This window comes from Terrabacter terrigena (assembly GCF_042676085.1).
GTDB classification, from domain to species: domain Bacteria; phylum Actinomycetota; class Actinomycetes; order Actinomycetales; family Dermatophilaceae; genus Terrabacter; species Terrabacter terrigena.
Genome location: NZ_JBHTKH010000006.1, coordinates 166698 through 187127 on the forward strand (window position 1 = coordinate 166698; position 20430 = coordinate 187127).

The 20430-nt window shown below is 71.4% G+C and carries 19 protein-coding genes; 8 read left to right on the top strand and 11 right to left on the bottom strand.

Translation table 11 applies throughout. The features are described from left to right. Window positions 1-123: 123 nt before the first annotated feature. Window positions 124-369: a preprotein translocase subunit SecG gene (secG, locus tag ACFQ2V_RS11270; protein WP_045192358.1), complete on the top strand. Its 246-nt coding sequence runs from the start codon at window positions 124-126 to the stop codon at window positions 367-369. A gap of 12 nt (window positions 370-381) precedes the next feature. Next, window positions 382-732, top strand: coding sequence for an RNA polymerase-binding protein RbpA (locus tag ACFQ2V_RS11275; protein WP_386052786.1), 351 nt, complete (start codon window positions 382-384; stop codon window positions 730-732). 97 nt (window positions 733-829) lie between these two features. Here the strand turns inward: ACFQ2V_RS11275 and pgl are convergent, their stop codons facing one another. From pgl to tkt, 6 genes are read right to left on the bottom strand one after another with little or no spacing between them, the layout of a single operon-like run. Next, window positions 830-1573 (bottom strand): 6-phosphogluconolactonase, encoded by a 744-nt coding sequence (gene pgl, locus ACFQ2V_RS11280; RefSeq protein WP_386052787.1) that lies wholly within the window; start codon window positions 1571-1573, stop codon window positions 830-832. Further along, window positions 1570-3030, bottom strand: a complete 1461-nt coding sequence (opcA, locus tag ACFQ2V_RS11285; RefSeq protein ID WP_386052788.1) for a glucose-6-phosphate dehydrogenase assembly protein OpcA — start codon at window positions 3028-3030, stop codon at window positions 1570-1572. Before opcA ends, pgl begins: the two co-directional genes overlap by 4 nt. Further along, window positions 3027-4568, bottom strand: a complete 1542-nt coding sequence (zwf, locus tag ACFQ2V_RS11290; protein WP_386052789.1) for a glucose-6-phosphate dehydrogenase — start codon at window positions 4566-4568, stop codon at window positions 3027-3029. Before zwf ends, opcA begins: the two co-directional genes overlap by 4 nt. After that, window positions 4565-6217, bottom strand: a complete 1653-nt coding sequence (locus ACFQ2V_RS11295) for a glucose-6-phosphate isomerase (RefSeq protein WP_386052790.1) — start codon at window positions 6215-6217, stop codon at window positions 4565-4567. The genes zwf and ACFQ2V_RS11295 overlap by 4 nt, the downstream gene beginning before the upstream one ends. Then, complete coding sequence (tal, locus tag ACFQ2V_RS11300) at window positions 6214-7326, bottom strand: transaldolase (RefSeq protein ID WP_386052791.1); 1113 nt, start codon at window positions 7324-7326, stop codon at window positions 6214-6216. The genes ACFQ2V_RS11295 and tal overlap by 4 nt, the downstream gene beginning before the upstream one ends. Before the next feature lie 2 nt (window positions 7327-7328). Beyond that, complete coding sequence (gene tkt / locus ACFQ2V_RS11305) at window positions 7329-9686, bottom strand: transketolase (RefSeq protein WP_386052792.1); 2358 nt, start codon at window positions 9684-9686, stop codon at window positions 7329-7331. 212 nt (window positions 9687-9898) lie between these two features. Here tkt and ACFQ2V_RS11310 point away from each other — a divergent pair, with 212 nt between their 5' ends. After that, the gene (locus ACFQ2V_RS11310) at window positions 9899-10873 is read left to right on the top strand and encodes a heme o synthase (RefSeq protein WP_386052793.1); all 975 of its coding nucleotides are present in this window, start codon (window positions 9899-9901) and stop codon (window positions 10871-10873) included. Between the two features lie 70 nt (window positions 10874-10943). Here ACFQ2V_RS11310 and ACFQ2V_RS11315 read toward each other — a convergent pair whose 3' ends face one another. From ACFQ2V_RS11315 to ACFQ2V_RS11335, 5 genes are all read right to left on the bottom strand, one after another. After that, entirely contained in the window at window positions 10944-11957 is a 1014-nt protein-coding gene (locus tag ACFQ2V_RS11315; protein ID WP_386052794.1) for an NUDIX hydrolase, read from the bottom strand. Window positions 11958-12007: 50 nt separating this feature from the next. After that, entirely contained in the window at window positions 12008-12973 is a 966-nt protein-coding gene (locus ACFQ2V_RS11320) for a COX15/CtaA family protein (protein ID WP_386052795.1), read from the bottom strand. 73 nt (window positions 12974-13046) lie between these two features. Beyond that, window positions 13047-13529 (bottom strand): DUF2231 domain-containing protein, encoded by a 483-nt coding sequence (locus ACFQ2V_RS11325; RefSeq protein ID WP_386052796.1) that lies wholly within the window; start codon window positions 13527-13529, stop codon window positions 13047-13049. Between the two features lie 66 nt (window positions 13530-13595). Then, window positions 13596-14363 (bottom strand): ABC transporter permease, encoded by a 768-nt coding sequence (locus tag ACFQ2V_RS11330; protein WP_386052797.1) that lies wholly within the window; start codon window positions 14361-14363, stop codon window positions 13596-13598. Further along, window positions 14360-15070 (bottom strand): ABC transporter ATP-binding protein, encoded by a 711-nt coding sequence (locus ACFQ2V_RS11335; RefSeq protein WP_386052798.1) that lies wholly within the window; start codon window positions 15068-15070, stop codon window positions 14360-14362. The genes ACFQ2V_RS11330 and ACFQ2V_RS11335 overlap by 4 nt, the downstream gene beginning before the upstream one ends. A gap of 67 nt (window positions 15071-15137) precedes the next feature. Here ACFQ2V_RS11335 and ACFQ2V_RS11340 point away from each other — a divergent pair, with 67 nt between their 5' ends. The 5 genes from ACFQ2V_RS11340 to sufD all read left to right on the top strand — a co-directional run bounded on the left by ACFQ2V_RS11340 (window position 15138) and on the right by sufD (window position 20428). Continuing rightward, window positions 15138-15803 (top strand): phosphatidylserine decarboxylase, encoded by a 666-nt coding sequence (locus ACFQ2V_RS11340; protein ID WP_386052799.1) that lies wholly within the window; start codon window positions 15138-15140, stop codon window positions 15801-15803. Next, on the top strand, window positions 15800-16780 hold the full coding sequence (locus tag ACFQ2V_RS11345) for a CDP-alcohol phosphatidyltransferase family protein (protein ID WP_386052800.1): 981 nt from the start codon (window positions 15800-15802) through the stop codon (window positions 16778-16780). Before ACFQ2V_RS11340 ends, ACFQ2V_RS11345 begins: the two co-directional genes overlap by 4 nt. A gap of 77 nt (window positions 16781-16857) precedes the next feature. Further along, complete coding sequence (locus ACFQ2V_RS11350; protein WP_386052801.1) at window positions 16858-17706, top strand: helix-turn-helix transcriptional regulator; 849 nt, start codon at window positions 16858-16860, stop codon at window positions 17704-17706. Continuing rightward, entirely contained in the window at window positions 17703-19124 is a 1422-nt protein-coding gene (sufB, locus tag ACFQ2V_RS11355) for a Fe-S cluster assembly protein SufB (protein WP_386052802.1), read from the top strand. The genes ACFQ2V_RS11350 and sufB overlap by 4 nt, the downstream gene beginning before the upstream one ends. A 77-nt stretch (window positions 19125-19201) precedes the next feature. Then, window positions 19202-20428, top strand: coding sequence for a Fe-S cluster assembly protein SufD (gene sufD / locus ACFQ2V_RS11360; RefSeq protein ID WP_386052888.1), 1227 nt, complete (start codon window positions 19202-19204; stop codon window positions 20426-20428). Window positions 20429-20430: the final 2 nt, after the last annotated feature.

A 20430-nucleotide genomic window follows, 5' to 3' on the forward strand; every position in this document is an offset into this window, starting at 1 on the left:
CACCGAGGGCCGTTCGGCCGATGGGGCCTCGGGCAGGTATCCTTGCCCGAGCCCTGAAAGACCGGGGGAAAGTGGCCCACCGGCCCGACCACCCCCGAGATCCCGACGATTTGGAGTGACCACGTGGATGCGGTTCGCATCGTGCTTCAGGTCCTGCTGGTGCTGTCCAGCCTGGTCCTGACCCTGTTCATCCTGCTGCACAAGGGCAAGGGTGGCGGCCTGTCCGACATGTTCGGCGGGGGCATGTCCACGTCCCTCGGCGGCTCGTCCGTCGCAGAGCGCAACCTCGACCGCTTCACCGTGGCCGTGGCCGCCGTCTGGGCGGCATCCATCATCGGGCTGGGCCTGCTGGCCCGCTTCGCGAGCTGAGAGGACGAGTAGATGGCCAGCGGTAACGCCATTCGTGGAAGCCGGGTCGGTGCCGGCCCGATGGGCGAGGCGGAGCGCGGCGACGCCGCCCCTCGCGTCCACATCTCCTACTGGTGCTCCAACGGGCACGAGACGCGACCGAGCTTCGCCGAGGAGCCCGGCATGGTGCTCCCCGAGACGTGGGACTGCCCGCGCTGCGGGTTCCCCGCCGGCCAGGACAAGGACGACCCCCCGGCCCCGCCGAAGGTCGAGCCCTACAAGACGCACCTCGCGTACGTGAAGGAGCGCCGCAGCGACGCCGACGGCGCCGCGATCCTCGACGAGGCCCTGAGCACGCTGCGCGAGCGTGGCCTCATCCAGTGACCTGAGCGACCGCGCCCGCTCCGGGCGCCCGCACGAAAGTGCCCACTCGACGGTGAAGACGGTCGAGTGGGCACTTTCGTGTTCCGGGCGCCTTAGGTCAGTCCGGTGAGCCGAGACCGGATGCCGCGTCGGCGTCGACGAGCCACAGGGTGGCGTCGGTGCCGCGCACACCAGCGGCTGGGACGTCCCAGCGATCGGTGCCGGGCGCGAGGGCCGCAGCCACCGCCTCGGCCTTGTCGTCACCCGCGACGAGGAACCAGACCTCGTGGCTGCGGTCGAAGCACTCGAACGTGAGGCTCACCCGGTCGGGTGGCGGCTTCGGCGAGTCGTGCACCGCGACGGCGATCGCATCGCTGATCCGCTGGGCCGGGTGGTGCGGGAAGAGCGAGGCGACGTGGCCGTCTGGTCCGACGCCGAACAGCACGACGTCCCAGGCCTTCTGACCGTGCTCGCGAACCGTCTGGGCGTATGCCGTCGCGCTGGCCTCGGCGTTCTCGGACACCTCGGGCCCGGCCACCCGGTGGACCTTCGCAGGGTCGAGGCCCAGCGCGGACAGCCCGGCTTCGTCGTTCTGGGTGTCGTTGCGGTCGGGGTCGCCCGCCGGCAGGTAGCGCTCGTCGCCCCACCACACGCGTACGCGTGACCAGTCGACGGCGGAGCGGCCCGGCACCTTCGCGAGCGAGGCGATGATCGCCGAGCCCATCGACCCGCCGGTCAGCGCGAGCTGCGCCTCGGGCCGACGGGTCTGGGCGTCGATGATCGCGGTGACGAGTCGGGCGGCCGCAGCGTCGGCCAGGGACTGCTTGTCGGGGTGGACCACGACGCGCGGTTCGGCACTCACGAGCCGGCCTTCCTCGGCGTCGCCTTCGTCGTCGCCGTCTTCCGGGCGGCGGCCTTGCGGGTCGTGACCTTCCGCGCAGTGGATGTGCTCGCGCCAGTCTTCCTCGCGGCGGTCTTGCTCGCGGCGGTCTTGCTCGCGGCCGTCTTTTTCGCGGCTGCCTTGCTCGCGGCGGTCTTGCTCGCGGCCGTCCTGCCCGCTGCCGACGTGCGTGCCGTCGACGTCGACGCGGACGCCTTCTTGGCAGCAGCCTTGCGGGTGCCCGCCGTCCTGCCGGCGCCACCGGCGGCGGCACCGGCCTTGACCGCCTTCCTGCGGTCCTTGGCGGCCTGCTTCTCGCGGGGCGTGCGTTTGCCGGCGAGCTTGCGCACGGTTGCGGCCCGCACGTCGGCGGTCTCGGCGTGCTCAGGTGGCGCGGCGGCAGTGATCATCGCGCTGGCCTCCTGCGCCGTCACGTCGCGGCTCAGGCGGGCGGCGAGACGGCGCGACTCGGCCGGGTCGGGGGCCTTGCCGGCCTTGGCGGCCGCGGCGGCCGTGAGGCGTACGGGCGCGAGGACGCCCAGGCCGTGCAGCAGCGCGTCCTCGTAGGTGTCGTCGGGGTCGAGCCGGCGCAGCTCGTCGGCCAGGCACTCGGGCAGCTCGCGCCGCGGGAGGCTGATGCGACGGTCGGGCTGGCCCGACTGCGAGAGCGTCGCGACGGAGTCACCCGGGCGCACGAGGTCGATCGGCCCGCTCCTGCGCTCGAGGCGCACCGCAGCGATGCCGGAGCCGCGCGGCGTCGACACCCGGTGCACCGGCACCTTGAGCCTGCGGGACAGCCACGCTGCGAGCAGGTCAGAGGACGGCGAGTCGGGAGCACCGCTGACGACGGCGCCGGTGATCGGCTCGTAGGGCGGCTGGTCGAGGGCGGCCGCGAGCAGGCCGCGCCAGCGGGTCAGCCGGGTCCACGCGAGGTCGGTGTCGCCGGGGGCGTAGGACGCCGCGCGCTTCTTGAGCATGAGCCGCGGGTTGCGGTGCTCGGCGGCGTCGGTGATGCGGCGCTGGGCCATCGCCCCGACGGGGTCCTTGGCGACGTCGGCCGGTGCCTCGCCGGGCCACCAGGCGACGATGGGGGAGTCGGGCAGGAGCAGCGGCACGACGACGCTCGGGCCGTGGTTGGCCAGCGCGCCGTAGAGGCGCAGCACGACGATCTCGCTCGCGCCCGCGTCGCCGCCCAGGCGGATCTGGGCGTCGAGGCGGTTCTTGCCGCGTCGGTCGCCGGCGATGACGACGATGATGCGGCAGGGGTGCTGGCGGCTGGCCTGGTTCGCGACATCGATCGCGTTCTGCGAGTCGGTGTCCTCGACGACCACGACGAGGGTGAGCACGCGGCCGAGCGCCATCGCGCCGACCTCGTTGCGCAGGCGAACGAGCGTCTTGCTGATGCCGGTCGTCGTGGTGTCGGTCAGGTCGCGGATCACGGCATCCTCCACGTTCGTCCGTCACGCTCGAGCATGTGGTCGGCCGCGGGCGGTCCCCACGTGCCCGCGGGGTACTGCTCCGGCTTGCCGCCCTTGGCCCAGTGGCGCATGAGCGGGTCGAGGATGCGCCACGACGACTCGACCTCCTCGTGCCGGGGGAAGAGCGGCGGGTCGCCCAGCAGGACGTCGAGGATGAGGCGTTCGTACGCCTCGGGGGACGCCTCGGTGAACGACGAGCCGTAGCCGAAGTCCATCGTCACGTCGCGCACCTCCATCTGCGCGCCGGGGACCTTCGACCCGAAGCGGATCGTCACGCCCTCGTCGGGCTGCACCCGGATGACGATGGCGTTCTGGCCCAGCTCCTCGGTGGCCGTGTGCTCGAACGGCAGGTGCGGTGCGCGCTTGAACACGACGGCGATCTCGGTGACGCGCTTGCCGAGGCGCTTGCCCGTGCGCAGGTAGAACGGCACCCCCGCCCAGCGACGGGTGTCGACTTCGAGGGTGACGGCGGCGAACGTCTCGGTCGTCGACCGCGGGTCGACGCCGTCCTCCTGGAGGTAGCCGACGACCTCCTCGGCACCCTGCCAGCCACCGGCGTACTGCCCGCGCGCGGCGCCCTTGTCGAGGTCCGCCGGGAGGCGGACGGCCGACAGGACCTTCTCCTTCTCGGCGCGAAGGTCCTTGGCGTCGAAGGAGACCGGCTCCTCCATGGCCGTCAGGGCCAGCAGCTGCAGAAGATGGTTCTGGATGACGTCACGAGCCGCCCCGATGCCGTCGTAGTAGCCGGCACGACCGGCGATGCCGATGTCCTCGGCCATCGTGATCTGGACGTGGTCGACGTAGTTGGCGTTCCAGACGGGCTCGAAGAGCTGGTTGGCGAAGCGCAGCGCCAGCAGGTTCTGGACCGTCTCCTTGCCGAGGTAGTGGTCGATGCGGAAGACGGAGTCAGGGGGGAAGACGCCCTCGACGATCTCGTTGAGCTCCTGGGCGCTCTTGAGGTCGTGGCCGAACGGCTTCTCGATGATGACCCGTCGCCAGCTGTCGCCCTCGGCCCTGGTCAGGCCGCAGCGCTCGAGCTGCTCGCACACCGTCGCGAAGAAGCCCGGCGGGATGGAGAGGTAGAAGGCGTGGTTGCCGCCGGTGCCGCGGTCGGCGTCGAGCTCGTCGACGGTCTTGGCGAGCAGGTCGAACGCGGCGGGGTCGTCGAACGTGCCGGGCACGAAGCGGAAGCCCTCGGAGAGGTTGCGCCACACGTCCTCGCTGAAGGGCGTGCGCGCGTGCTGCTTCACGGCGTCGTGGACGACCTGCCCGAAGTCCTGGGTGGCCCAGTCACGCCGGGCGAAGCCGACGAGCGAGAAGCCCGGCGGCAGGAGCCCGCGGTTGGCGAGGTCGTAGATCGCCGGCATGAGCTTCTTGCGGGCGAGGTCGCCAGTGACGCCGAAGAGTACGAGGCCGCACGGCCCCGCGATACGTGGAAGACGCTTGTCGTCGGCGGAACGAAGCGGGTTGTGTCCGTGGGCGATTCGCGCCGGACTCATCCACGACCTCCTTCGGGGGACGAGCCCGAGAGGGCGTCGCGCAGCTGCGCCAGCCCCGCGTCGTGGTCGGTGAGGTGCAGCTGCAGCACGGGGCGACCGTGGTCGGCGAGCACGGCGGCGTCACCACCGGCCTGCGAGGCGATGAAGTCACCGAAGGTGAACTCGCGACCGGGGATCGCGAGATCCTCCTTCGGCGCTGCCGTGACCTGCAGGTAGACGCCGACGGCAGGGCCGCCCTTGTGGAACTGACCGGTGGAGTGGAGGAAGCGCGGGCCCCAGCCGAACGTCACCGGACGCTCCGTGCGGCGCGCCAGTGGCACTCGGCACTGCGCCAGGTCGGCGTCGGCCAACCGGTCGAGGTACGCCATGACGGCGACGTAGCCCCGGGACGGGTCGAGCTGCGCGACGAGCGCGTCGAGCGCCGCCGGGACCGTCTGGGCGTCGCCCAGCCAGGAGCCGTCGCCGCCCAGCGCGCGGATCTCGATCGCGCCGTCGGTCGCCGCCGGTGCCTCTGCCGAGCCGGTGCCCTGGTCGAGCAGCTCGCGGGCGGCCTTCTTGGCGCTCTCGACGTCGGGCTGGTCGAACGGGTTGATACCGAGCAGGTGCCCGGCAACCGCGGTCGCCACCTCCCAGAGGAGCAGCTGCGCGCCGAGGGCGCCGCCCACGCGTACCTCGGAGGGGGTGTCGCCCGTGGGCTCGTCGTCGGCGTCGGACGCGACGAGACGGGCCACGGTGACGTCGCCGGCCGGCCACTTCACCTCGGGGTCGTCGTCGCTGCCGGCCACGACGGGCAGCACTCCGGTGCCGTTCTTGCCCGTGGACTCGGCGATGAGCTGCTCGGCCCAGTCGGCGAACCCGACGATGCCGGAGCCGTCGTCGACGAGCACGAGCTTGTCGCGCAGCGGGTCGGTGCCGCCCATCGCGGCACCGAGGCGCAGGCCCGGGTTGGCGTCGTCGTCGGCCGCGAGCAGGTCGGCGACGGAGTCGGCCTCGTCGAGCAGCGCCTCGACGTCGACGCCCGCCAGGCCGCTGGGCACGAGGCCGAACGCCGTGAGCGCCGAGTAGCGCCCGCCGACGTCGGGGTCGGCGTTGACGACGCGGTAGCCCTTGTCGCGCGACTCCTTGTCGAGCGGGCTGTCCGGGTCGGTGACGACGACGATGCGCGACGCGGGGTCGATGCCGGCGTCGGTGAACGCCTGCTCGTACGCCCGTCGCTGCGAGTCGGTCTCGACGGTGGAGCCCGACTTGCTCGACACCACGAGGACGGTGCGCTCGAGGTCGTCACCCAGCGCACGGCGTACGTAGTCGGGGTGGGACGAGTCGAGGATGACGATCGGCTTGCCCGCCGTCGCGCAGATGACCTCGGGGGCGAGCGACGACCCACCCATGCCACAGAGCACGACGTGGTCGAGGCCCTGCTCGGCGAACGAGTCGCGCAGGGCAGCGATCTCGCCGACGAGGGGACGGGACGAGCGCGGCAGCCCGACCCACGAGAGGCGGATCCGGGACTCCGACTCGGCGTCAGGGCCCCACAGGGTGGCGTCCTGCGCGAAGAGCCTGCTCGCCACGGAGTCCTCGACGAGGGTCGGCACGTGCCGCCCGATCGCGTCCGCCGCTGCCCCTGACGCGGTGACGGACAGTGAGCTCATGCGCCCACCTTCTCCATCTCCGCGGTGACGCCGTCGAGGAGCTCGCCCCATGCCTTCTCGAACTTGTCGACGCCCTCGACCTCGAGCAGCTCGACGACCTCGTTGTACGAGACGCCTACACCCTCGAGGTCGTCGAGCACCTTGCTGGCCTCGGCGTAGTGGCCGGTGATCGTGTCACCCTTGATCTCGCCGTGGTCGGCCGTCGCCTCGAGCGTCTTCTCCGGCATCGTGTTGACGACGCCGGGCGCGACGAGCTCGGTCACGTAGAGGGTGTCGGGGTAGGAGGGGTCCTTGACGCCCGTGGACGCCCACAGCGGACGCTGCGGGTTGGCGCCGGCGTCGGCCAGGCTCTTCCAGCGCGGCGTCGAGAAGACCTCCTCGTACGCCTGGTAGGCGAGGCGCGCGTTTGCGACGCCGGCCTTGCCCTTGAGGGCCTTGGCCTCGTCGGTGCCGATGGCGTCGAGGCGCTTGTCGATCTCGGTGTCGACGCGGGAGACGAAGAACGAGGCGACCGAGTGGATCTTCGACAGGTCGTGGCCGTTCGCCTGCGCCTTCTCGAGGCCCTCGAGGTAGGCGTTCATCACGGCGCGGTAGCGCTCGAGCGAGAAGATCAGGGTCACGTTGACGCTGATGCCCTCGGCGATCGTGGCGGTGATGGCCGGCAGGCCCGCCTTGGTGGCGGGGATCTTGATGAGGACGTTCGGGCGGTCGACGGCGGCATGCATCTGCTTGGCCTGCGCGACGGTCTTGTCGGTGTCGTGCGCGAGACGCGGGTCGACCTCGATGGAGGCTCGCCCGTCGACGCCCTTGCTCGACTCGTAGATCGGCATGAACAGGTCGCAGGCCTCACGCACGTCGGCGGTGGTCAGCTCGAAGACGACGTGCTCGACGTCGTTGCCGTCCTTGGTGAGCCTGGCGAGGTCGTCGTTGTAGCGGTCGCCCTTCGACATCGCGGCCTGGAAGATCGACGGGTTCGACGTGAGACCGACGACGTTGCGCTCCTCGATGAGGTCGGAGATCTTGCCGGTCTCGAGGAGGTCGCGCGAGAGGTCGTCGAGCCAGATCGAGACTCCGGCGTCGGAGAGGGCCTTGGTGTTCGGGTTGGTCATGTTCACTTCCCCTTGCTGGTGGCGGAGGCGGCAGCCTTCTTCGCTGCCGGGGTGCCGAGCTCGGCACCCATGACATCGGTGGCGGCGCTCTGGGCGGCGCGGGCCGGGTTGGTCTCGGTGACGCCGGGAGCCTTCGTCGCAGCGGCCTTCGCGGCCTTGACGGAGTCCTTGGCGGCCTTGACGACGGCCTCGGCGGTGAGGCCGAACTCGCGGTAGAGGGTCTGGTAGTCGGCGGAGGCACCGAAGTGCTCGATGCTCACGACCCGGCCGGCGTCACCGACGATGTCGTGCCAGCCCATCGAGACGCCCGCCTCGACGCTGACCCGCGCCCGGACCGATGGCGGCAGCACCTTGTCCTGGTAGGAGCGGGACTGCTTCTCGAACCACTCGCGGCAGGGCATCGACACGACGCGCGTCGAGATCCTCGACTTCTCGAGCTTCTCGGCGGCCTGGACGGCGAGCTGCACCTCGGAGCCGGTGGCGACGATCACGACGTCGGGGTCGCCGGCGCGGGACTCCTGCACGAGCACGTAGGCGCCCTTGGCGACACCGCTCACCTTGCCGTAGGTCGAGCGGTCCCAGGTGGGCACCGGCTGGCGCGTCAGGCAGAGGGCGGCGGGGCCGTCGGCGCGGGTGAGGATCTGGGCCCACGCGGCGGCGGTCTCGTTGGCGTCCGCGGGGCGAACGACGTCGAGGCCCGGGATGGCGCGCAGCGCGGCGAGGTGCTCGATGGGCTGGTGCGTCGGGCCGTCCTCGCCGAGACCGATGGAGTCGTGGGTCCACACGTAGGTGACGGGCGCCTGCTGGATGGAGGCGAGGCGCACGGCCGGGCGCATGTAGTCGGAGAAGACGAGGAACGTGCCGCCGTACGGGCGGGTCAGCCCCTCGAGGGCGATCCCGTTGAGGATCATGCCCATCCCGTTCTCGCGGATGCCGAAGTGCAGGGTGCGGCCGTAGGGGCCGCCCTTCCACTCGCGGGTCTGCTTGCCGCTGGGGATGAACGACGGCTCACCCTCCATCGTCGTGTTGTTGGACTCGGCGAGGTCGGCCGAGCCGCCCCACAGCTCGGGCATGACGCCGGCGAGGGCGCTGAGGACCTTGCCGGACGCGGCGCGCGTGGCGATGCCCTTCGCGTCGGCCGGGAAGGTCGGCAGCGCCTTCGCGAGGCCGGCCGGCGCCTTGCCGGAGACCACGCGGTCGAGCAGCTGGGCGCGGTCGGGGTTGGCCTTTCGCCACGCCTTGTACGTCTTGTCCCACTCGCGGTGGGCGGCCTTGCCACGCTTGACGACGTCGCGGGCGTGCTTGAGGACGGCCGGCTCGACGGCGAAGCTCTTCTTCGGGTCGAAGCCGAGCAGCTCCTTGGTCGCCCCGACCTCGGCGTCGCCGAGGGCCGAGCCGTGCGACTTGCCGGTGTTCTGCTTCGTCGGGGCCGGCCACGCGATGATCGTGTGGAGCACGACGAGGGTGGGCTTGTTGCTCACCTTGTCGCCGCTCCTGATCGCGGCGAGGAGCGCGTCGACGTCCTCGACGTAGGCCGAGCCGTCGGCGTCCTTGCGCCAGTCGACCTCGACGACGTGCCAGCCGTACGCCTCGAAGCGGGCGGCGACGTCCTCGCTGAACGCGATGTCGGTGTCGTCCTCGATGGAGATCTGGTTGGCGTCGTAGATCACGGTCAGGTTGCCGAGCTCCTGGTGGCCCGCGAGGGCGCACGCCTCGTGCGAGACGCCCTCCTGCATGTCGCCGTCGGAGGCGATGACGTAGACGTTGTGGTCGAAGGGGCTGGTGCCCGGCTTGGCCTCGGGGTCGAAGAGCCCGCGCTGGCGGCGCTGCGCCATCGCCATTCCCACGGCCGACGCGAGCCCGGAACCGAGCGGGCCGGTGGTGATCTCGACACCGGGCGTGTGGTGGACCTCGGGGTGGCCCGGCGTGAGCGAGCCCCACGTGCGCAGCGACTTGAGGTCGTCGAGCGAGAGGCCGTAGCCGGAGAGGTAGAGCTGGATGTACTGCGTGAGGCTCGAGTGGCCGCACGAGAGCACGAACCGGTCGCGGCCGAGCCACGTCGGGTCGGACGGGTCGTGCGTCATGACGTTCTGGTAGAGCAGGTACGCGAGGGGCGCGAGCGACATCGCCGTGCCGGGGTGACCGTTCCCCACCTTCTGCACGGCGTCCGCCGCCAGCAGACGGGTCGTGTCGACGGCGCGGACGTCGAGGTCGCTCCAGCCGGCGTTCTTCGCTGCGGGCAGCGGGAGACCCGGGTCACGCTGTGCCAGCACGCCCTTCGTCTTCGTCGTCCGCGTGCTGCTGGATCGGGTGGGCTTCTTCGCCTTGGTGGTGGCGGTGCTGGTCGCAGCGGTGGGCACGGAACGGGTCTCCTTCGGAAAACGTGGATCGCGTACGGCCACGAGCCTAGTGCGTGCGTTGTGAGCGAGGACACCTCGCCCGATGGGCGGTACCGGGCTCGGTGGTGCCAGGACCTCGGAGCGGGACCGGGGCGTGTCGACCGGCTCCGGCGACGGTCTAGACTTGCGACGCAATGCTCACGTACCCATCGGGTCGGAGCGACGTACAAGCGGTGAGGATCTCAGTGACAACGGTGGACCCCCGCGCCGACCTGTCGGCGCTGCACGGTCCGGACGGCAGTGGGCTGAAGTTCCTCGTCGGACAGTACGTCTCGCTGATGAAGCCGCGGATCATCGAGCTGCTCCTCATCACCACCATCCCGGTGATGTTCCTCGCCGAGCAGGGCGTGCCCGACCTGTGGCTCGTCGTCGCAACCGTCGTGGGCGGCACCCTCTCGGCCGGTGCGGCCAACACGCTCAACTGCTACATCGACCGCGACATCGACGCGGTGATGCACCGCACGAGCCGGCGGCCCCTCGTGACGGGCACGATCACCCCGCGTGGCGCGCTCGTCTTCGGCGCGGCCCTCACGGTGGTCTCGACGCTGTGGCTCGGGCTGCTCGTCAACTGGCTCAGCGCCTGGCTCGCCCTCGGCGCGCTGCTCTTCTACGTGTTCGGCTACACACTGCTGCTGAAGCGGCGCACGGCCCAGAACATCGTCTGGGGTGGCGCCGCCGGCTGCATGCCGGTGCTCATCGGCTGGTCGGCGGTGACGGACTCGCTCAGCTGGTCGGCCTTCATCCTCTTCATGGTCATCTTCTTCTGGACGCCGCCGCACTACTGGCCGCTGTCGATGCGCTACAAGGACGACTACACCGCCGCCCACGTGCCGATGCTGCCGGTCGTCGAGCGCTTCGTCGTCGTGGCCAAGCAGGTCGTCGCCTACTCGTGGGCCATGGTCCTCACGTCGCTGGCGCTCATTCCCGTCCAGCAGGTCGGCTGGGTCTATGCCGTCGCAGCGCTGGCGTCGGGCGTGCTGTTCCTCGGTGAGGCGCACCGCCTGCTGTCGCGGGCCCGTGCCGGCGCGGCCGAGGACGTCCTCAAGCCGATGCGCCTGTTCCACTTCTCCATCACGTACCTGACGATCCTCTTCGTCGGGGTCGCCCTCGACCCGATCTGGCACCTGCCGCTCCCGTTCCTCTCCTGAGCCCGGCGCCCCGCTCGCAGTCGAAGGAGCACTCCGTCACGTGACGGAATGCTCTTTCGAGTGGGGGAGGTCAGGCGACGGGGGAGCCGCCCTCGAGGTAGAGGGTGCCTCCCGTGTGCCCGTCGAGCGTGTCGAGGAGTCGCTCGTTGTAGGGCGCGACGCGGCCGGCCCAGTCGCGCGGCGCGACCCAGTGCAGGGCGCGGATCTCGCGCGCCTGCAGGTGTGCTCCCTCGACCACGGACGTGTCGACCGTTCCGAGGTCGAAGACGAACACCGTCGCGTCGGTCCACCCGTGCAGCGCGGGAAGCCAGTTGACCGCGAGGAGCGGCCCGGCCTGCACGGCGAGGTCGAGCTCCTCCCGGACCTCGCGCACGACGCACGCTGCCGGCGACTCGTGCCGGTCGACGACGCCTCCGGGCAGGTCCCACTCCCGCTTGTAGACGAGCTCGCAGAGCAGCAGCTCGCCGGCAGGGGAGCGCAGCACCCCTTGGGCGATCGCCCGCTTGGTGGGCAGGGTCGAGTCGAGCATGGCCGTGAACCCGTCGTGGGTGTCGGGGTGCGCGTCGTCGCGGCGGCGTCCCAGCACGACGGTGTCCTGGCGTATGCCGCCCAGCGTCGCGTTGCCGCGCAGGAGCCCCTCGCGCCGGAGCCCGGCCCGCAGGGCGGTGCGCACGGAGGCACGGTTCTCGGGGTTGACGTGGGCCTCGACCCGTTCGAGGCCGAGGGCATCGAACGCCCACTCGACGAGCATCCGGACCGCGCGCCACGCGAGCCCCTGCCCGCGGAACCGGGCGTAGACGGCCCAGGAGAGCACTCCGACGCCCGGGTGGGCGACGCGCACGTCGACCGAACCGGCGGGGCGCCCGCGCCACTCGACGAGGAAGGTGACCTTGCGGCGTTCGGTCCAGTCGACAGCAGTCTGCGCGATCCAGTCGAGGTGCTCCCGCTCGGGCGGCACGACGTCGGGGAAGTCGAACCAGCGGGCGATCTCGGCGTCGTGCAGCGTGCGGGTGACGTCGCTGTCGTCAGGAGCCCACGGCCGCAGGACGAGGTCGCCGTCGCGCAGGGTGGGCTGGTCGGTCACGGCCCAAGCCTAGGCAAGGAGCGAGGCAGGGAGGGCGGGCGCCCCCGGCCTCAGACCGGGTGGCGCTGGGTCGCGAGGACCCCGAACGTCAGCGAGACGACCAGGAGGCTGGCGCCGAGCATGTGCACGAGGACGAGCAGCTCGGGCAGCTTGGTGAAGTACTGGACGTAGCCGATGAGGCCCTGGGCCACCGTGACGACGAGCACCCTGTCCCAGGCCCGCTTCGCCTCGTCGGTGGTCGCGGTGATGCGGACGGCGACGAGGGTGGCGATGACGAGTCCGCAGAACAGCATGACGGCGTCGGCGTGCATCCACGACACGAACCGGGGGTCGAAGCCGGTGCGGGCGGGCCGTTCGGCGTCGCCGGAGTGGGGGCCCGAGCCGGTCACGACCGTGCCCAGCAGGAGCACGACCGCGCCGACCGCGCTCGTGCCCAGGGCGAGCCGGCGCGCGAGCGGGTGGACGACGGGCTCGCCCGGGCCGGACACGTCGTCACGGGAGCCGCGCACGAGCGCGGTGGACAGGGCCACGAGGACCATGGACAGCAGGAAGTGGGCCATGACGGTCCACGGGTTGAGCCCGGTGAGGACCGTGATGCCCCCGAGCACGGCCTGAGCCGGGATGCCTGCGAGCACGCCGATCGCGACGGCGTGCAGCCGCCTGCGCCGCGGCCAGGCCGTGAGCACGACGAAGAGCGACACGAGGGCGAGGACGCCGACCACACCGGTGAGCGTGCGGTTCCCGAACTCGACGAGGTCGTGGTAGGCGCTCTCGGGCGTGCGCACCGGGGTGAAGGAGCCCGGCTGGCACTCGGGCCAGGTCGTGCAGCCCAGGCCGCTGCCGGTGAGCCGGACGATGCCGCCGGTGACGACGATGCCGACCTCGCCGACGAGGTTGGCGACCAGGAGCGGGCGCACCCAGCGGGCGGGGGCGGCCGGAAGGTGGCCCGCGGCACGGGCGAGGCGACTCGCGCCGGACGCCGCGTCAGCGCCTGTCAGGGTGGGGGTGGAGGACACCCCGCAAGGGTATGCCGCCGCGTCGGGAGGGCCGAATCCGGCGTCGGTCCTGTCGTCGGTGAAGGCGCTCCGCTCAGGCGAGCCCGGTCCAGACCACGGTCGAGCCAGCGTGTCCTGCGATGACGACGGTCACGAGTGCGGCGGTCGCCGAGAGCACCACCAGCGTGCCCAGGAGCATGTCGAGGGCATGCCCCCGCGGGGACTCCTCCCGCGGCGGGCGGGCGAACCACAGGGCCACGAGCGTCAGCACCATGAAGGCGAGGCAGAAGAGTCGCGCCCGACCGCCCCACTCGGTGTGCGTGCTGAGCAGCTCGAAGTTCGTCGTGCTGGCCCGCACCTGCGACACGCGGGTGAGCAGGGCCTCGCCGCTCTGGGCCGCCACGAAGGCCGACCCCCCGGCGACGACCGCGCCGACGGCCGTCGGCCAGCGCAGCACCCGACGCCAGGCCGGTCGCACGACGTACGCGATGGCGGTCAGGGCGGCCATCGGCACGAGAATCACGACGACATGGATCACGAGGGCGTGGACCGGAAGACCGAGGATGATGTCGAACACGTCGCCTCCAGGCTCGTCGGGTCGCCGGGCGGTCGGCCCGTCCGCGCTGCGGTCAGTCTGTCTGGTTCAGTCGTCGAAGCGGAACAGACGCGCCGCCAGGGCCGTCGACACCACTCCCCACCCGAGGACGACGACCAGGGCGGGAAGGTTCAGGTCGCCGTCCACCAGCGCAGACCGCAGCCCGTCGGAGAGGCCGGCCGAGGGCAGGAACGCGACCGCCTGGCCGACGCCTGCGGGCAGCTCGCTGCGCGGCACGATGACCCCACCCACCCCGAGGAGCAGGACCCAGACGAGGTTCGCGAGCGCGAGCACGGCCTCGGCGCGCAGCGTGCCCGCGAGGAGCAGGGCGAGTGCCACGAACGCCCACGTGCCCGCGACGACGAAGACGACGGCATACGCGATGCCGGCGGCAGCCGGCCGCCAGCCCAGCACGAGACCCAGGACCGCGATCACGGCGATCTGCACCACCTCGACGGCGAGGGTGGCCAGCACCTTGCCGGCCACGAGCCCACCGCGCCCGAGCGGCGTGACGCCCAGGTAGCGCAGCACGGCGTAGCGCCGGTCGAAGCCGGTCGAGATGGCCTGGGCGGTGAACGCGGCGGAGATGACGCACAGCGCGATGACACCCGCTGTCGCGACGTCGACGCGGCGGCCGGGGCCGAGCGAGGGCGACGCCGTGAGGCTCAGTCCGACGAGCGCCAGCGAGGGCAGCACGAGCGAGACGAGCAGCTGCTCGCCGTTGCGGAGCAGGCTGCCGAGCTCGAAGCCCGCCTGGGCCAGCACCCGCCGGCGGGGTGCGGCAGCGCGAGAGGGGGTGGTGGCGTCGGTGGTCACGCGGCTCCCTTGCGGGTGAGGCTGAAGTAGACGTCTTCGAGCGGGCGCCCGCCCGTCACGGACTCGGGGGCGCCCTCGGCGACCGTACGGCCCGCGTTCATGATCACGAGGTGGTCGGCGAGCCGAGCGGCCTCCTCGAAGGAGTGGGTCGTGACGATGACGGTCGTGCCGGCGTCACGCTGCTCGGCGACGAGGTCCCAGACGTCGAGCCGCCCGTGCGGGTCGAGGCCGGCCGCAGGCTCGTCGAGGAAGAGCACCTCGGGCCTGCCGAGGAGCGACGCGGCGAGGGCGAGGCGCTGCTTCTGGCCGCCCGACAGCCGTCGCACGGTCGTCGACGCGAAGTCGGTGACCCCGAGCCGCTGGGCCACGGCGTCGACGTCGAGCGGGTCGGCGTAGAGGCGGGCGAGGTGGTGCAGCAGCCGCAGCGGCTTCGTGCCGTTGGGCAGTCCACCCGACTGCAGCATGACGCCGACGCGGGCGCGGTGGTCGGCCCCGGCGAGCCACGGGTCGGTGCCGAGGACGCGGACCTCACCCGTGTCGGGGCGGCCGAGGCCGACCGCGCACTCGATGGCAGTGGTCTTGCCGGCGCCGTTGGGCCCGAGCACGGCCGTGATGCGTCCGGTGGGGGCCTTCCAGGTCAGGCCGTCGAGTGCCGTGACCCGACCGAACGCGCGGTGGAGGCCGGACAGTGTCACCGCGTCGGTCATGGCCCATGAGTCTAGGCTCGGTGCCGACGCCCCCCGTACCCGCCTGACCCTGACGGAGACACCACCCGTGAAGATCGACCCAGCCGCCAGACCTTTCACCGTGATGGCGGCCGTGCCGACCGTGATCGCCGCGATGGCCCGCCGGCCCCGCACGACAGCAGCCCTCGGCCTGCTCACTGCAGGAGTCACACTCTTCTTCCGCGATCCGGACCGCACGCCCGACCACGCGCCGGTGGCCGACGCCGACGTCATCCTGGCGCCCGCGGACGGGATCGTCATGCACGTCGGCGAGCCGCAGCCGGGGATCGCCCCGCCCGGACAGTGGCAGCAGGTCAGCATCTTCCTGTCGCTGCTCGACGTGCACATGAACCGCTCGCCCTACGGCGGCCGCGTCATCGACGTCACCCACACGCCGGGGCGCTTCCTGGCCGCCTACCGCGCCGAGAGCGCGACGAAGAACGAGCGCAGCGAGATCATCGTCGAACGCGTCGTCGGGGGACGCCCTCGCCGCATCATCTACCGCCAGCTGGTCGGGCAGCTCGCCCGGCGCATCGTCACCCGCGTCGAGCCCGGCGACGAGATCGCCACGGGCGAGCGCATGGGCCTGATGAAGTTCGGCTCGCGCATGGACGTCTTCGTGCCGCCGGAGGTGCAGCTCGAGGTCTCCAAGGGCAAGCGTGCCATCGGTGGGGAGACGGTGCTCGGGCGCTTCCCGGCCGCGGACCCCTCGTGAACGGCGATCCCGCGGGTGACGCGACGCTGTCGGACGGTGGAGAACGCCCCCGCCGCCGCGACCGGGTGACCCGACGCATCCGTCTGGTCTCGGCCACCGGTGCCCGTGTCATCCCGCTGGACCGGCTCAACCCGCGAGTCCGCGCCCGGGCCACCCTGCCCAGCCTGTTCACGCTCGGCAACATGCTCTGCGGGTTCTCCGCCGTGCTCCTGTCGTTCCAGGGCCACTTCCGGGCGGCTGCGGTGCTCGTCGGCATCTCCATCGTGCTCGACATCTGCGACGGAGCCGTGGCCCGTGCGGTCGGTGCCATCACGCCGTTCGGGCTGCAGTTCGACTCGCTGGCCGATCTCATCTCGTTCGGCATCGCCCCGGCGGTGCTCGTCTACACGTGGGCGCTCCCGGCGCACCCCGTGTGGGCGTGGGCCGGCGCGATGTTCTGGCTCGCGTGTGCCGCCTACCGCCTCGCGCGGTTCAACGTCACCATCGACCCGCTCGCCGACAAGCGCTACTTCGTCGGTCTCGCGAGCCCGGGCGCCGCGGGTGTCGTCATCGCCACGGTGATGGCGATCGGCGAGCCGCTCTACGACTGGGCGCCCCTGCTGCCCATCGCGGCGGGAGTGGTGCCCGCCGCGCTGATGGCCTCGTCGTTCCGCTTCCGCTCGTTCCGTGACCTGCTCTCACCGAGGCACCTGCGCATCAGCGTGCCGCTCGCGGTCATCGTCGTCGTGGGGCTCGTCCTCGTGCCCGGCATCACCGGGATGGTCATCGCGTACGGCTACGTCCTCACGTGTCCGCTCGGGTGGCTGACCGCCCCCCTGCGCCGGCGCTGGTTCGGGCCCGACGCCGTGGCGCCGCCACGCACCCGGCTCCCGTCGGTGATCATGCCGCCCGAGGTGGAGGACGAGGACGACGACGGCGACGACGACGAGATCGACGTCGACCACGACGAGGAGGACGAGGAGGACGAGGAGGAGTAGCGAGGGCCCCACCGGGCGGCCAGCTGGTTAGGGGGACCTAACTGGAGCGCGGCCGGCAATTACGTCACAATGGTGTTGTGTTTTTCGGAGAGCACGCACCGCGTGAGACGAAGGACGGTGACGACGGCCAGCACGTCTCGCCGCTCGAGTCCCGCACGCGCTCCCGGGTGCTGCACATGGTCTCCGCCGACGGGCCGATCACGGCCGCCGAGCTCGGTCGCCACCTCGACCTGACCCCCGCCGCCGTACGCCGCCACCTCGACGCGCTGGTCGAGCAGGGTGCCGTCGTGCCCCACGAGCCCACGGGTGGGCGTCGCGGCCGCGGGCGCCCCGCACGCGCGTACGTCGTCTCCGAGATCGGCCACGGCTCGCTCGAGGCCGACTACGACTCGCTGGCCGTCGAGGTGCTGCGCTACCTCGAGGGCACCGCTGGGGCAGCCGCCGTCACCGACTTCGCGCGCACGCGCGTGGCGGCGATCGAGCAGCGGTATGCCGCCCGGCTGGCCGAGGCGGGCGACGACCCGAGCGAGCGCACGGCTGCGCTCGTGGAGGCGCTGAGCGAGGACGGCTTCGCGGCCACCGCTCGCCCCGTCGGCGCCGGCAGCCTGACCGGCGTGCAGCTGTGCCAGGGACACTGCCCCGTGCAGCACGTCGCCACCGAGTTCCCCGCCTTCTGCGAGGCCGAGACCGACGCGTTCTCGCGTCTGCTCGGAGTGCACGTGCAGCGCCTCGCCACCCTTGCAGGCGGCCACCACGTCTGCACCACCTTCGTCCCGACCGGTGGAATGGCGGCACGACCCCGGAAGACCGAGGCGACCGGCGGTGTTGACGCCGTCACGAGAGCCGAACCCCCAGCTGGCACGCTCAGCGCCCGCACGACCACACGGACCGACACGCTCACGCACGTCAAGGAAGGTTCCTCATGACCACCCACATCGAAGAGCTGAACCCCGGCCTCAAGGGCATCGGCACCTACGAGTACGGCTGGGCCGACAGCGACCTCGCCGGTTCCTCCGCGCGTCGCGGGCTCAACGAGGACGTCGTCAAGGACATCTCCGCCCGCAAGAGCGAGCCCGAGTGGATGACCAAGCTGCGGCTCAAGGGCCTGTCGCTCTTCGGCAAGAAGCCCATGCCGTCGTGGGGCTCCGACCTCACCGGCATCGACTTCCAGAACATCAAGTACTTCGTGAAGTCCACCGAGAAGCAGGCGGCGACGTGGGACGAGCTGCCCGAGGACATCAAGAACACCTATGACCGCCTGGGCATCCCCGAGGCCGAGAAGCAGCGCCTCGTGGCCGGCGTCGCCGCGCAGTACGAGTCCGAGGTCGTCTACCACCAGATCCGCGAGGACCTCGAGGAGAAGGGCGTCATCTTCCTCGACACCGACACGGCCCTCAAGGAGCACGAGGACATCTTCCGCGAGCACTTCGCGACGGTGATCCCCGCCGGCGACAACAAGTTCGCCGCGCTCAACACCGCCGTGTGGTCGGGTGGCTCGTTCATCTACGTGCCCAAGGGTGTCCACGTCGACATCCCGCTCCAGGCGTACTTCCGCATCAACACGGAGAACATGGGGCAGTTCGAGCGCACCCTGATCATCGCCGACGAGGACTCCTACGTGCACTACGTCGAGGGCTGCACGGCGCCGATCTACAAGTCGGACTCGCTGCACTCCGCCGTCGTCGAGATCATCGTCAAGAAGAACGCCCGCGTGCGCTACACGACGATCCAGAACTGGTCCAACAACGTCTACAACCTCGTCACCAAGCGCGCCACCTGCGAGGAGGGCGCGACCATGGAGTGGATCGACGGCAACATCGGCTCCAAGGTGACGATGAAGTACCCCGCCGTCTTCCTCATGGGCGAGCACGCCAAGGGCGAGACGCTCTCGATCGCGTTCGCCGGCGAGGGGCAGCACCAGGACACCGGCTCGAAGATGGTGCACGCCGCCCCCAACACGAAGAGCTCGATCATCAGCAAGTCGGTCGCCCGTGGCGGCGGTCGCGCGTCCTACCGCGGCCTCGTGCAGGTGCTCGAGGGCGCCTCGCACTCGGCCTCCACGGTCCGCTGCGACGCCCTCCTCGTCGACACGATCAGCCGCTCCGACACCTACCCCTACGTCGACATCCGTGAGGACGACGTCTCGATGGGCCACGAGGCGACCGTCTCGAAGGTTTCCGAGGACCAGCTGTTCTACCTCATGTCCCGCGGCATGGCCGAGGACGAGGCGATGGCGATGATCGTGCGCGGCTTCATCGAGCCGATCGCGCGCGAGCTGCCGATGGAGTACGCCCTGGAGCTCAACCGCCTCATCGAGCTGCAGATGGAAGGAGCCGTCGGCTGATGAGCCTTGTGGCTGACACGACGACTGACTTGACCGACACCACCGACACCACCGACACCCAGCAGAGCGAGACCACGGTGCCCGACGCCGCCCCGACCGCCACGATCCCCGGCGCCTCCGCGCACACCGACTCGGCCGCGGCCTTCGTGCCCGTCCAGTCGCGCGCCGAGCGCACGGCGTCCTTCGACGTCGCCGACTTCCCGCTGCCTTCGGGCCGCGAGGAGGACTGGCGCTTCACCCCGGTGAAGAAGCTGGGTGCCCTGCTGGCCGAGGGCGCCGCCGGTGCGCTCGACCTCACGACGAGGCTGCCCGAGGGCGTGACGACCTCGACCATCACGGCGAGCGACGCCCGGGGCCTGGGCATCCTGCCCCCGCAGGACCGCGCCGCCGCCGTGGCCGCTGCGGCGGCCGACGGCGCCCTGCTGCTCGACATCCCCGCAGAGGCGGAGCTCGACGAGCCGGTCCGCCTGTCGCTCGTCGGCCAGGGCCGGGAGCCCGTCCACGGCCACCTCGTCGTGCGCGCCGGTCGCTTCTCCAAGGCGACCGTCGTCGTCGAGCACACCGGCACGGGCCGCTACTCGCAGCTCATCTCGGTCGTGACCGGCGACGGCTCCGACCTCACCGTCGTCTCGGTGCAGCGCTGGGCCGACGACGCCCAGCACCTCGCGCAGCACGACGCGCTCGTGGGCCGCGACGCCCGCTACAAGCACCTCTCGGTGACGCTCGGCGGCGAGGTCGTGCGCGTCAACTCGAACGTGCGCTACGCGGGCCCCGGCGGCGACGCGACGCTCCTCGGCGTCTACTTCGCCGACTCGGGCCAGCACCTCGAGCACCGCTCGTACATCGACCACAACACGGCCCACTGCAAGAGCCGCGCCACCTACAAGGGCGCCCTCCAGGGCCAGACGGCCCGCACCGTCTGGGTCGGTGACGTGCTCATCCGCGCCGAGGCCGAGGGCACCGACACGTACGAGCTCAACCGCAACCTCCTCCTCACCGACGGGGCCCGGGCCGACTCGGTGCCGAACCTCGAGATCGAGACCGGCGAGATCCAGGGTGCCGGACACGCTTCTGCGACAGGGCGTTTCGACGACCTGCAGCTGTTCTACCTCCAGTCGCGCGGCATCAGCGAGGACGAGGCGAAGCGTCTCGTCGTGCGCGGCTTCTTCGCCGACATCGTCCGCGAGATCCCGCTCGCCGACCTGCGCGACGAGGTCACCGCGGCCATCGAGGAGGAGCTCGCGTCCACGGCATACGCCGCTCCCACCCAGCAGACCCCCAGCCTGACGAACAAGGAGAACTGACC